Here is a 13,323-nt window from a genome sequence, read left to right as displayed (position 1 = left end):
GACTGTCTACTCCTTTTTATAGTAATCCTTTTTCCTGACAAACGGCTTGAACCTTTTGCTTCAATTCATCGAGATCGATAATACTGTCTAACACCACGATCTCACCTAGATGCTGCGCACTATCGGCTAAATCGCCACCAACGAAGAAAACATCCGCCATATCGGGTGCGGCACTTCCTAAATCATAATGGGACACTTCCACACCTGAGACACCCAATTCATTTAATACAGAATTGATATTCATCTCCACCATAAAACTTGATCCTAATCCTGATCCACACACTGCTGCAAATTTCATTTTTCATCTTCTCCTTCTCTGATCACTTCAATTATTTGATCCGCATTGGTTGCGGAAAGTAACGCAGTTAGTTTTTCATTATTCGACAAAATTTTTGTTAAACTCGCTAACGCTTTTAGATGGAGCTCATTGTCAACTGCTGCCAAACATATAAACACTTGAATGGGGTGTTGCGGATCATCATTTAAAAGCACTGGCTCTTTGACTTTTAATAACGACATCCCGATCGCATTGACCCCATCTTCTGGACGCGCATGAGGCAAAGCGATGCCTTTTCCAATATGGATAAAGGGACCGTGATCCACCACTTTATTGATCATGGCGGTTATATACTGTTCCTCAATCTTATTAGTCTTTTTTAATGGTGCAGCAGCTTCTCGAATGGCTTCTTGCCAAGTCAGCGGCACCTCGGTAAATTGGATGGTTTCTGCTGTTAATAAATCTGATAACATCGGACGTTGGTCTTCCCTTCTATTCAATTCTCGATTGATTTTTCTTTGCAAAATTTTTCTCAGCTTTTGCTTACTGATGCCTGCTTTTAAATCAACATAGGGCAAAATCACTTCTAACACATCGTCAATGGAATGCAAACCAGTTTTTGAAGGAAAGAATGCCGCTTGTACGTTTCTAAGCAGTTCATCCTTCTCAATGGGCGTCATAATCGGATTGATCACATAACATGGTCGTTTGGTTTTGATCGGGGCACTGGAAAAAATCAGATCAATCTCTTCATTGAAACGAACATTTTCATACTCTTCGATCGAACGAGCCGGCAAAAAATGGATCTGGGGAAACAGTTCCTTTAATTCTGATTCCAAAATCAAGGATGAACTGATGCCGCTTGGGCAGACAACTAATGCATTCAATTGGAAGTAATCACGTTTGGCCTTTTGTTTACTGATTTCTCCACCAAACAAAATCGTAAAATAACCGATTTCTTCATCAGGGATCGTACCGACTAGGTCTTCTAAAGAACCCAGTGCTCGTCTCGTCAGTTCAAACAACTCATTGTATTGCAGCTTGATTTCTTCAATCAGTACATTCTCCAGTGGAAAACCGTAGCGGATTCGAAAATACGCCGGGACAAGATGATAGAATGTGTTCATCAAAAGGGTGCGATAGTCCACAAACTCGATAGCTGCCAGCCGTTCCATTTCATGAATGATCTTACTGGCACATTCCAATAAAAACTCTAATGAAGTATCTTCGATATCTCCTTGCAGAATCGTTTTCAACAGGATCGTTACATAAAGTTCTTCTGTTTTCCGATCTTTGATGGCAGGAAATTCTGCTAAAAACTGCTGACTAACTTGATGGACATGCAGCGACTGTAGCAGCGATGTTTCTGTCTCCGCTAAAGAAACAGCCGTTTCTGCCATCCGAAAGGATAAATAATTAAGAAAATAAAGCATTTCTTCGAAGCGGCTCGGTACGATCACCAGATTGAAGGCAGTCAATGTTGCGGACAAACGATCTCTTATTTGAATATATATCGTTTTATTCTGCTCATAGATTCCCTCAAATAAAAGCAAATTCCCATTTTTCGTATTGGATAACGCACTGACTTTTCGAAAAGCAAGAGCGCGAATCTGATATTCCTCTCCCTCTAGATAAAAGCCATATTTTCGAGAGTACAATAGTTGAATCTTTAAAGCTGCAAGTTCCTCTCTGATCCCCTTTAAGTCCTTCAAAATCGTATTTTTACTGACATAGAACAGATCTTGAAACTGGTAGACGGATAAGTCTTTCACTGCTGAAAAAGTCAGAAGATAAATCATGGACCGCCGCTCTTCTTCCGAAAAAAACAACGTGTTCTTCTGGACATCGAAAAGAATTTCCGGCCATTTTCGTTGAATCAGCGAAGGAATCAAAACTTCTCCCTCATGCATCGTGATTCGTTGATTCAACCGCTGTTCAGTGATTTGATTGATCTTGGCAATCTCCGCCAGAAATTCCTCATCCCTCCACTTCGTCAACTGAAGAAACGCCTCAATATTTGGTTCTGAAAACAGATACGTCAATTTGAAATGAATCATATTTGCTACCCCCACCTAAACTATAGCTTGCACAAAATGAAATCGCCATCATTTATCGGTACAACTGAAGCTCCGTTTTTTTTAAACGATAGACCGAAGAGGAGATTTCAAGGATTACCATAACATCCAATAAAGTATTCGAGAAGGTTTTATTGATAGAAGCAAATGATAAAAAATACAACATTAAAAAAGCGAATCATTTACTGATTCGCTTAGATAATGATGCTATTTGTTGTTTTATTATTGAAACTATCAGAATCATGAAGGACAATCGTCTTTTTTCCAATATACTTTTTTAAAGTTATTTTCTGATACCTAAAAATACTTATCTTAATGAATGATGGAAAATAGGCTTCTTCTATCTACTCACTTATACTCACAGGAATCGTTGTTTCCGTTTCTTGCGCCTCTGCGGTTTCATTTTTCACTTGCTGCTTTTCCAATATTTTGAAAAATGGCATATAAATAAAATATGAAATGAAAATCGATACAAAAGACCAAACGGCTGCTCCAATACTACCATTAGTAGCTAAATAAGGACCAATAATAGGAGGAATAGTCCATGGAACTTGAATAACAATCGGTCCTACTATACCAATATTCATTAAGATATACGTACCGATACATAGGACCATAGGCGTTGCTATAAACGGAATAAGCATTACAGGATTCATCACAATAGGCAAACCAAAAATAACCGGTTCATTGATACAAAAAATAGCTGACGGCAAAGATAATCGTCCAATCGACTTATACATCTTACTTCTGGAATGGAGCATATTTAACACTAGACCGAGTGTTGCTCCAGTTCCGCCTAAACACATAAAGACAATCCAAAATCCATCGGCAAAAACATGAGGTACTTCTGCACCACTTTGAAAAGCTGCCGTATTATCAGCAAGATAACTTAGGAAAACAGGGGTCGCAATTCCAGACAAAACATTGTCTCCGTGGATTCCACATATCCATAGCAAACAAACGAGAAGTGTGTATAACAGCATGCCTGGGAGTGTTCCCATCCCTTGCATTAAAGGTTGGAAAACAATAGTAATGATTTCATTGATATCAACCCCTAATAAAGTTCTGACGATCCATATAACGGTCAGAATAAATGCCCCTGGGATTAACGTTGCAAAAGAGGTTGCTACAGTGGGCGGCACACCCTCTGGCATTTTTATTACAATATTGTGAGTGACAAACCATTTAAAAGCATGAGTAACAAAGACCCCAACAATGATCGCGGTAAACATACCACTAGCACCAAAATTAGCCAAATTTATCGTCCAGTCATCGTTTAATGTTGCTAGAAGAAAGCCGATAGTTGTGAGCATCGAATTAGAAATAGCATCAACACCAAACTCTTTTCCTAAATGATAGCCTATACCAATGGCAGATATCAGTCCAAGGATTCCGAACGTAACATTGACTGGTGCATTCAACTGCGGCCCCCAATTTGACACAAAATCCATCCATGACTGTATTGGAAAGTTACCAATGATTAGGAAGATACTTCCAACAATAGTAAAAGGAATCGTCATGGAAATCCCATTTCTTATAGCAACTAAGTGTTTACTATTGCCTATTTTCAGCAATATAGGCAATACCTTGTTCTCAATGACCTGCATCTTTTTTCCTCCTTTTAGTTCACGACTTCCTTATCAACCACCAATACAGGATCTTTGTGCAACCATAGAGAAGTAACTGGACACTCTTTTGTAATCGTACCGCATAGAAATTGTTGTATCGCAGATTTCTTTTTTGCTCCACTAGCTTGTACGATCATTGTTCCAGATTGTAATAATTGTCCTATACCTAACGTAATTCCTTTCGTACGATCAACTTTCTCATCTGAAAAATATTTTTTCCCAACACTTTGGGTTGATTCGTCTAAGTTCACTATATGAGCTTTATCTTCGAAGGACGAACCAGGCTCATTAAAACCTAAGTGCCCATTTACTCCAACCCCAAGCAAACTCAGTGTTAATCCTCCATTCTCCTCGATAAATTTATCAGCTTTTTTGCATTCCTCATTTAAATCATCGGCTAAAGGATCAAATGTGTGAAGTTGCTTTAGGTCAATAGGAACCCGATTGAATAAGTTTCTTTTTAAATAGGATAGACAACTGCCTTCATTTTTCGGATCGATTCCAACCCATTCATCTAGTTCAATAAACTTTGCCTGGGATAAATCTATTTCTTTGTTGATTGCTGCTTCTGCAATGATGTTAAGCGTTCCTACGGGTGTATCACCACCTGCAAAGCAATATAACCCATTTGGCTTTTCTTTTAAGACATCTAAAATGAGTTTTGCACAGATCTTACTGACTTCTTGGTAATTTGCCTCAACATAGTATTTTACTTTCATTGTCATTCTCCTTTAAAAAAATTCGGCAGATATTCTTTGTGTGCTAAAAGCATTTCATCAAGTAGTTGCTTTGCTGTCCTATCACTTGGAACTAAGGGATTGATCGTCATCGCTAATAAAGCAGTGTTATAGTCTCCCGTAACAGCTGCTTGGGCCGCTATACGTTCAAAAGACTTAATTTGTTGAACTAGTCCTTTGATAGGAATAGGTAATTCACCTGTAGTCAAAGGGATCGGTCCTTGTTTTGTAATCAAACAATTTACTTCAACCGCTGAATCACAATCGATATCACTAATGGCACCATTATTTCTTGTATTGACCGTTTGAATATCACGTTTGTCATTATAGATGGAATTAATTAAATTACATGCTGCTTCACTATAATAAGCGCCCCCACGTTCTGACAATTGAGGTGGTTTGATTGCTAGATGTTCATCTTTATAAAGTTCAAACAACTCATGTTCGATTTTCTGCACAACTTCTGCACGAGTTCCTTCTTTCTCTGCTGATCGTTTTTGCTCAGACAACATAGTAGCTGTTTGATAGTAATACCTTAAATAGCCGATGGGAATCATGCCAAGTGTTCGGAAAAAATTTGGTTCCCATTCTAAATCAGCAATGTTTTTCAGACCAACTGCATCGCCAGTATCTTGCGTCATCAATGTAAGTACTTTTTGGGTCACATCAATCCCTTTATGATAAATCTTTTTCGCAAAAACCATATGATTTAGCCCAGTAAATTCAACATATAATTCTTCTTTGGGTACTTTTAATGTTTCTGCAATGCCACGTTCTATTCCAATTGGTCCATTACACAAACCTACTACTCTACGCATATTGCTATGGCGTAAGACAGCTTCTGTCACCATGCCAGCTGGATTAGTGAAGTTGATCAGCCATGCTTCTGGGCATAGGCGCTCCATGTCTTTCACTATTTCTAAGATAACAGGAATCGTGCGTAATCCTTTAAAAAGCCCTCCTGGACCATTCGTTTCTTGTCCAATCGTGTCATATGTTAAAGGAATTCTCTCGTCTTTCGCTCGCGCTTCCAAAAGACCTACACGAAATTGCGTCGTAACGAAGTCCGCATCCTTTAATGCCGCTTCACGATCAAGAGTCATATAAATTTTCATTGGAAGGTTCGCTTTTTTTACCATACGTTTAGTAAGTTCCCCAACTATTTCTAATTTCTCTCTTCCTTGTTCAATATCCACAAGCCATAATTCTGAAATCGGTAATTCAGCATATCGTTTAATAAATCCTTCTATCAATTCTGGTGTATAACTTGATCCACCGCCAATTGTTGCAATTTTTATTCCTTTATCCATCCTGAAACACTCCTTTAACTTAACTACATGGTCAGTATAGATTATTTTTATCCCCTTAAATACCGCCTTTAAGTAAACGGTTACAAAAACAGACGATTGACACCGGTTACAATCCTGTTACAATTTGTAACAGGAGGGGATTACTATGTTGTTTCTTGACTATCAACCAGACTTAAATGAAACGGATATTGAAGTATATAAAGCAATAATTTCAGACGTAAATGCAGTTGCTTCCATGAGTATTCGTGAATTAGCTGAGAAAAGTCATACGAGTACTGCCAGCGTACTACGCTTTTGTAAAAAATTTCGCTGTACCGGTTTTTCTGAATTTAAAATTTACCTCAGTGCGTATCTCGAATCTCTTAAAGAAGAAAAAGAGGTAAAAACACTTGATTTTGAGAGTGAACTCTTGAATTTTTTAGCACGGACACAAGACAAATTCTTTGAAGATAAATTTGATGAGGCAGTTCACTTATTGATGGAAAAAGAGCTGATCATTTTTATTGGCGTAGGCTCCTCAAATGTTGTTGCTGAATATGGTTCTCTTTATTTCTCGTCACTATTTAACATGGCGATTCGCATTGAAGATCCTAGTAATTATCCTATTAATTACCTATCCACTGAGTTAGCAAAAAAAATGTGTATCGTCGCTTTATCCGTTTCCGGCGAGACCACAGAAATCATTCAATATTTAAATCATTTGAATCTATCAGAAAGCTCAGTAATAGGAATTACCAGCAGCTCTAATTCAACACTTTCTAAATTAGCTGATATTTCAATAACCTATAATATTTCGCTAGAAAAAATTAATGAAGCTGATATTACAACCCAGATACCGGCAATGTATATTATTGAAAAGTTAGCCAAAACCGTGAGAAATAGAATGGAAACTCAATAGATTTGTAAAAAAAATTCTTCAGGTAATTCTTTCCCTCTATTCACAAGTTCACTGATTGATATTTCCACAAAAAAAAGAGACTCACATGTATCTATGTGGTCTCTTTTTGATATACAAATTTGTTCAATTTATTTGTTTCTCGTCCCTTTGGTTTGAGACGACTTCAAAAAATCTTGTGAAGTTTCCTCTTCTCAATCATTTGCCTCTTCATTTCCTATTGTTGAGGTAACTTTTTCATCGATACGTAAAAATGGTAAGTAGATAAAAACACTCACAGCAATGATCGCAATTTGTAAGACTGATGCTCGCCAATCGCCACCAGTTGCTAAAAATCCAGATATGACGGGAGGAGTGGTCCAAGGTATCTGCACGACTACATGATTGATCAAACCAACAGCTGTCGCAAAATATGCAACTGTTAGGGAAAAAATCGGCGCCAATACAAATGGAATAATCAAACTAATATTGAAAACAATTGGTAAACCAAAAATGATTGGTTCACTGATATTAAAAAGTGCTGGAGTTACGGATAATTTTGCAAAGTCTTTGTAATCTTTACGACGACTAAAGATAAAAATAGCAATTAGCAAAGCAATAGTATTTCCTGACCCTCCCATAACAGCAAACGTATCTTTAAATGCCATGTTTATGATATGTGGAATATCTTCCCTATTCGCATAAGCAGCCATATTCTCTTGCATATTTTGAATCAAGAACGGATCGAGAAGTGAACCTGATATCACTGCTTGATGAATTCCAAACCCAAAAAAGAGATTTGCAATTGAGGTAATTAAGAGGAACCCTGGTAAACCTGTCGTTACCCTACTTAAAGGCCCAGTGATTAGAGTAGTAATCAACGAATTAACATCCATATTGAATAATTGATTGACAGCAAATGAACCAATTGCGAAGGTAGTCACGGTAATCATGATTGGAATAAGGACGTTAAAAGACTTCAACACAGCTGGAGGGATATTTCCTGACAATTGAATTTGTAACTTTTTATTATTAGATAACTTAATAAAGAGTTCCGTAGCAGCTAAGCCCACAAAAATTCCAACGAACATTCCTGACGCACCAGTATGAGTGACAGGAATAACCCCACCTACTTCCAGCGCTTCTTGACTTCCTTCTGGTGTAAACATCGTCATCATAGGGGTGAGAACAATAAACGTTGAAATAGCGACTAGAACAGCAGCAATATGATTTGTATAATTTCTGCTAACACACATATGATAAGAAACTGCCGCAACAACTAATAGTGTCGTTATACTTAGCGTTCCATTACTGATGGAAGTCCCGATCTCTTGAATCGTCGTTAATGTTGCTGGATCAATAATATTTCCCATAAATCCTGTTGGCTCTAAAATAACATAGTTGATCAATGTAACAAATCCCGCCAACATCATAAAAGGCATAAAAGTGGCGAAAGCATCCCTTAGTGTTCGAAGATGAATCTGGTTCCCTAACCTTGTGGCTATTATTCCGAACTTTTCAAAAATAGCATCTTTTTTACTCATAATTCCAATCAGTCTCCTTTTTTAGTTGTAAGCGATTGCTTATGGGATGATCATACACCAGCTCTTCCAAAAAGTAAATATCTTTATTTAAAATTATATATCTTTTTTCGAAAGTCAAAAAAAGACCAACGAAATTCGTTAGTCTTCACTTCTCAACAAAAACTGCTTCAAAAATAAAATCTTTGTATAAATGTCTCGAAAGAGAATATTCAAACGGTATACCAGAAGACAATGACACCACTTTGTCTACCTCTATCATAAACTCGCCTGGTTTTACAGAAAGAATTTCCGCATCGAAATCATTTGCCACATCCCCTTTGATCCAAATATGGGAAGATTTAATCTCTAGACTAAGCTCATTTGTAATGTAGCCATATACAGAACGTTTCAAATGCTTTGGTTCTAACCCCGGTATAACAGAAAGTGGCATAAACGTTTGCTCAATAGAATAAGGCTGTTCATCAATAAAACGACTTCTAATAATATTATAGACATACTCTTTTTGATTTATTTCTAAAATTTCTGCAACTTCATTCGATGGCAACTCAATTGAGAACGTATGGATTTCAGAAGTCACATGTTCTTCCCCTACTAAATCAAAAAGACCTTCATTTGGTCCAAACACTTTCGAATTATCAATTGGTCTGCGTAGAACTTCCGTTCCAAATCCACTACGTGTTCGTAAAACTCCCTCTGATACTAGCATATCAATACCTTTCTTCACAGTGAGCTTACTTGTTTGATACTCATGCGCAAGTTCATCGCCCGTAGGTAATTTTTCACCGATTTGATAGGTTCCATTGGCAATTTTTTTCTTTACCTCCGTATAAACCTCCATATATTTTGGCTGTTTCTTCATAACTTACTCCCTCATACTCATCTCTATTACTTATACTTTAACATAAAAATTGTCTTTTTACAGCTAAAACCATACCCACCATAAAAAGATATATATTTTTAATAAAAAGTATTTATTTATATCAAAAGCAATGTTACACTGTTAAAAACGAACAGGAGGAAACGATAATGTCAATACATACTCAGTTAACATTTCCAGCTGACTTTTGGTGGGGATCCGCTTGGTCAGCAGAACAATCTGAAGGGCGTGGAGAAACAGGAAAAGCGGAGACCGTATGGGATCGGTGGTTTCACGAAGAACCTCATCGTTTTTATAAACGAATTGGACCTAGTATTACGACAGACCATATCCATCGTTACCACGAAGATATTCAATTGATGAAACAAACCGGGCACAATTCATTTCGGGTGTCTATCTCATGGGCACGAATGTTTCCAAATGATGGGGTTGGTAAAGCGAACGAGAAAGCGATAGCCTATTATCGAGATCTTTTTACCGAAATGAAAAATAATAATATCAAAGTTTTTGTGAATCTCTATCATTTTGACATGCCAGCAAAATTACAAGATAAAGGGGGATGGGAATCACGTGAAGTTGTTGAAGCTTATGTAAATTTTGCTGATACCTGTTTTCTAGCGTTTGGCGACTTAGTTTATCATTGGTTCACCTTTAACGAACCTTTGGGGCCAATCTTGGGCTCTTATTTAGAAGATTTTCACTATCCAAATCTCATTGATTTTAAACGTGGTGCTCAAGCAGCGTTCTTTACCATATTAGCCCATGCAAAAGCCATTCAAACTTTTAAAAAATACCAGCTATCTAGCAAAATCGGAGTAATTCTCAATTTGAGTCCGACTTTCCCAAGAAGCCAAAATTCAGCAGATAAAAAAGCAGCAGAAATTGCGGATCTTTTTTATACACGTAGTTTCTTAGATCCCATGGTCAAAGGAGTATTTCCAGAAAAACTAATCTCTTTGCTGGAGGAATATGACCAATTACCCGTTGATTTCAATGACACAGACCTAAAAATTATTGAAGAGAATACCGCGCAGATACTTGGTCTAAACTACTATGAACCACGCCGTGTCAAAGCAAGAACTTCTGCCGTTAATTTAGAAAGTCCATTCTTACCAGAATGGTTCTTTGAACCGCATATTATGCCTGGTCGTCGAATGAATGAATATCGTGGATGGGAAATCTATGAAAAAGGAATTTATGATTTATGTATGGACATCAAAAATAACTATGGAAATATTGAATCCTTTATCTCAGAAAACGGCATGGGTGTTGCTAATGAAGAACGGTTCATGGATGAAAATGGACAGGTGATTGATGACTATCGCATTGAATTTATCCAAGATCATCTCGCCTATTTATGGAAAGCAATTCAAGATGGCTGTAATATAAAAGGGTATCATCTATGGACATTCATTGATTGTTGGTCATGGATCAATGCATATAAAAACCGCTACGGCTTAGTTTCTTTAGATTTAGCCACACAGAAACGTACAATAAAGAAAAGTGGCTTGTTTTACAAGGAACTAAGTAAGCAAAACGGTTTTTCCTACGATCTCGAGCGATTGGTAGATTAGCATTCACGAATATGATCGATAGTGATCTGTATAGAAGAAACCTGTTGCCACAACTCCTCTCTAGCACCTTTTAAGAAGGCGACAGGGTTTTATTAGTAAAAAAATAACCGTTTCCTTGCTAAAGTCGACGGTTATTTTTTTGTTATTTTTCACTGTGGCTAGGATACGAAAGAGCAGCACGGCAATAAATGTACCAGAATTTATCTGGTACTTATTAGCCGCTAGTTTCGATAATAATGCTTCCCTTTTCTTTAAACATTGCATTCGTTTTTAGATGTTCGAACACTTTTCAAAAATGACTACATCGAACACTTATTCCAATTGAGAATAAGGTTTTGACTATGTCGCTTATCGATTTTGTTTGAAAATATCCTTGTTAAAGTTGAAAAATCACTCTCTTCTTGCTATACTAACTATGTAAAGAGGAGTTGTTGCCACAACCCCTCTGCAGCGCCATTTAAGACGGCGACAGTTTTTTTAACTTAAAAGATAACCTTTTCCCTGTTAAAGTCGACGGTTATTTTTTTTGTCATTTTTCACTGCGGCTAGGATACCAAAGATCAGCATGGCGGTAAATGTACCAAAACTGATCGTTAGCCCGATTGCTTCCGCTGTGGACAAAAAGGCTTCTCCTTTCTGAAGAGTTAGTACTTACATTCATAAGCACCACCACCTTTCAAAGATAGCCACCGTCACAAACTTTACTGCAGTCAAATGGTACCATACTTCCATCAATAAAACTTTCAAATGCCAAGGATTTATCGTTATTTTTTTCACGGTGCATGGTCTATTTGCTTTGATTCATTCCATAGAATCGTCAAAATATACTGCTGTTCTTTCTTCAAGGCTGATCCGCTCTTTCCCGACATTCTCCAGTCCCTTTTCTCAGTCCCAATCAAGGGCCTCCATCAAGAAAAATAGTCAAAAGTCAATATCATTCTATTCACCAAAAACCACTTTTGTTATAGTAACAAAAAGGAGAATGCAGATGAGAAATGAACGAAAAATCATTCAAGATAGCACCCTTGGTGTAGAGGCTTTATTATTTAACGGCATCCAGCAGGAGTTTCCTAACCATTGGCACGAATATTATGTGATTGGCTTGATGGAAGCTGGGACGCGTCAATTCACCTGTCAAAATACCTGCTATATCGTTGAAGCAGGCGACTTGATTTTGATTCCGCCAAAGGCTGCCCACCGCTGCCAGCAACTCACGGAGGAAAAGCTGGTTTACCGCAATATCCACTTAACCCCGGAGAACATGGCGGTACAAGTACAAAAAATTTTTAACACTCAATTGACGCCGCACTTTCCTGAACCGGTCATTCGCCAAGTGAAAGAAAAAGAGGAATTTCATGCAGTGCACCAGCTGTTGCTGTCGGATCGCGGCGATGAGTTTGAAAAGCAAGAACGCTTTACTTGTCTCCTTCACGACCTGCTTGTTCAGTATGCGGATTTCACCCACGAACAAACAGATCCGGTTTCAAATAAAGCCGCAGCAGCAAAAGCCTATATCGATCAACATTATGCTGAAAAATTGTCCTTGAGTGAATTAAGTGACGTTTTTGGAATGAATCAGTACGTCTTGATTCGGCAGTTTACCAAAGCGTATGGGCTGTCGCCGTTTCAATATTTAAGTACGGTGCGCATCAGTGCTGCCAAGAAAAGACTAGAAGCACAAGAAGCAATTGCAGAAGTCGCTTTTCTGACAGGTTTTAGTGACCAAAGTCATTTTACCCGTATCTTTAAAAGCTTGATTGGGGTCACCCCGAAAGCTTACCAAACAATATACCAAGAAGATGGAGTGAGAACGTATGAATAACCAAGAAAAATGTGTCATGATTATCGATGAACAATTACCGATTGGCTTAGTTGCAAATACTGCTGCAATTTTAGGTGCAACCTTAGGCAAATTGTTTCCTGAAGGAATCGGAGAAGATATTTACGATTCGACAGGAAGAAAACACCTTGGCATTGTCAACTTTCCCATTCCTATCTTAAAAACGAACAAGGAACAGTTGCAGACCATTCGTGAATCGATCAGTCAGCAAGCTGATCCAGAAGTAACCATCATTGATTTTTCCGATGTTGCTCAGATCACCAATTCTTACGAGAAATACCGTCAGACGCTTGAGACGATTCCCACAGAAACACTGGCTTATTTTGGTCTTTGTTTAAAAGGCAAGAAAAAGAGTATCAATAAAGTCGCTGGTAGTTTGCCGTTGTATCGGTAAAGCGCTAGTAAGAAAACGGTCGTTTAAAACAAATTTTCTTTTTGTCGGCCGAACAGTCTTCTTGCTATATACGTTATTTATAAACAGTCTTACAAAAAAACAAACACTTTTGAGGTGTTTGTTTTTTTGTAAGAGATTTTCTAACATACATTTTCTTGCTCTTTGATTTTGCCAAGATCAATTGAAAAAATAA

The 13,323-nt window shown here is 37.7% G+C and carries 12 protein-coding genes; 4 read left to right on the top strand and 8 right to left on the bottom strand.

The genetic code is table 11. From position 1 onward, the window contains the following. Nucleotides 1-16 precede the first annotated feature (16 nt). From IGJ42_RS02650 to IGJ42_RS02630, 5 genes are all read right to left on the bottom strand, one after another. Nucleotides 17-298: a PTS sugar transporter subunit IIB gene (locus tag IGJ42_RS02650; RefSeq protein ID WP_005227537.1), complete on the bottom strand. Its 282-nt coding sequence runs from the start codon at nucleotides 296-298 to the stop codon at nucleotides 17-19. Continuing rightward, nucleotides 295-2,334, bottom strand: a complete 2,040-nt coding sequence (locus IGJ42_RS02645) for a BglG family transcription antiterminator (protein WP_429969042.1) — start codon at nucleotides 2,332-2,334, stop codon at nucleotides 295-297. The genes IGJ42_RS02650 and IGJ42_RS02645 overlap by 4 nt, the downstream gene beginning before the upstream one ends. A 362-nt stretch (nucleotides 2,335-2,696) precedes the next feature. Beyond that, nucleotides 2,697-3,959, bottom strand: a complete 1,263-nt coding sequence (locus IGJ42_RS02640) for a PTS sugar transporter subunit IIC (protein ID WP_016611331.1) — start codon at nucleotides 3,957-3,959, stop codon at nucleotides 2,697-2,699. A gap of 14 nt (nucleotides 3,960-3,973) precedes the next feature. After that, nucleotides 3,974-4,699, bottom strand: coding sequence for a glucosamine-6-phosphate deaminase (locus IGJ42_RS02635; protein ID WP_139960420.1), 726 nt, complete (start codon nucleotides 4,697-4,699; stop codon nucleotides 3,974-3,976). A 2-nt stretch (nucleotides 4,700-4,701) separates the two neighbouring features. Further along, nucleotides 4,702-6,027: a 6-phospho-beta-glucosidase gene (locus IGJ42_RS02630; protein WP_139960419.1), complete on the bottom strand. Its 1,326-nt coding sequence runs from the start codon at nucleotides 6,025-6,027 to the stop codon at nucleotides 4,702-4,704. 145 nt (nucleotides 6,028-6,172) lie between these two features. Here IGJ42_RS02630 and IGJ42_RS02625 point away from each other — a divergent pair, with 145 nt between their 5' ends. Beyond that, entirely contained in the window at nucleotides 6,173-6,925 is a 753-nt protein-coding gene (locus IGJ42_RS02625) for a MurR/RpiR family transcriptional regulator (RefSeq protein WP_139960418.1), read from the top strand. Between the two features lie 191 nt (nucleotides 6,926-7,116). Here the strand turns inward: IGJ42_RS02625 and IGJ42_RS02620 are convergent, their stop codons facing one another. After that, nucleotides 7,117-8,445, bottom strand: coding sequence for a PTS sugar transporter subunit IIC (locus IGJ42_RS02620; protein WP_005227522.1), 1,329 nt, complete (start codon nucleotides 8,443-8,445; stop codon nucleotides 7,117-7,119). 145 nt (nucleotides 8,446-8,590) lie between these two features. Continuing rightward, on the bottom strand, nucleotides 8,591-9,304 hold the full coding sequence (locus IGJ42_RS02615; RefSeq protein WP_008377910.1) for a GntR family transcriptional regulator: 714 nt from the start codon (nucleotides 9,302-9,304) through the stop codon (nucleotides 8,591-8,593). A gap of 167 nt (nucleotides 9,305-9,471) precedes the next feature. Between IGJ42_RS02615 and IGJ42_RS02610 the strand changes: the two genes are divergently transcribed. Beyond that, entirely contained in the window at nucleotides 9,472-10,896 is a 1,425-nt protein-coding gene (locus IGJ42_RS02610) for a glycoside hydrolase family 1 protein (protein ID WP_139960417.1), read from the top strand. Between the two features lie 504 nt (nucleotides 10,897-11,400). Here IGJ42_RS02610 and IGJ42_RS02605 read toward each other — a convergent pair. Next, nucleotides 11,401-11,517, bottom strand: coding sequence for a putative holin-like toxin (locus tag IGJ42_RS02605; RefSeq protein ID WP_258185859.1), 117 nt, complete (start codon nucleotides 11,515-11,517; stop codon nucleotides 11,401-11,403). Nucleotides 11,518-11,884: 367 nt separating this feature from the next. On the opposite strand from IGJ42_RS02605, the gene IGJ42_RS02600 reads away from it, so the two are divergent. Both IGJ42_RS02600 and IGJ42_RS02595 read left to right on the top strand, forming a co-directional pair. After that, nucleotides 11,885-12,718, top strand: a complete 834-nt coding sequence (locus IGJ42_RS02600; RefSeq protein WP_139960416.1) for a helix-turn-helix domain-containing protein — start codon at nucleotides 11,885-11,887, stop codon at nucleotides 12,716-12,718. Continuing rightward, nucleotides 12,711-13,130: a DUF2000 domain-containing protein gene (locus IGJ42_RS02595; protein ID WP_139960415.1), complete on the top strand. Its 420-nt coding sequence runs from the start codon at nucleotides 12,711-12,713 to the stop codon at nucleotides 13,128-13,130. The genes IGJ42_RS02600 and IGJ42_RS02595 overlap by 8 nt, the downstream gene beginning before the upstream one ends. Nucleotides 13,131-13,323: the final 193 nt, after the last annotated feature.

Source organism: Enterococcus sp. DIV1067f, from assembly GCF_050543505.1.
Lineage (GTDB): Bacteria > Bacillota > Bacilli > Lactobacillales > Enterococcaceae > Enterococcus_D > Enterococcus_D entomosocium.
This window is presented reverse-complemented; position numbering and strand designations above follow the sequence as displayed.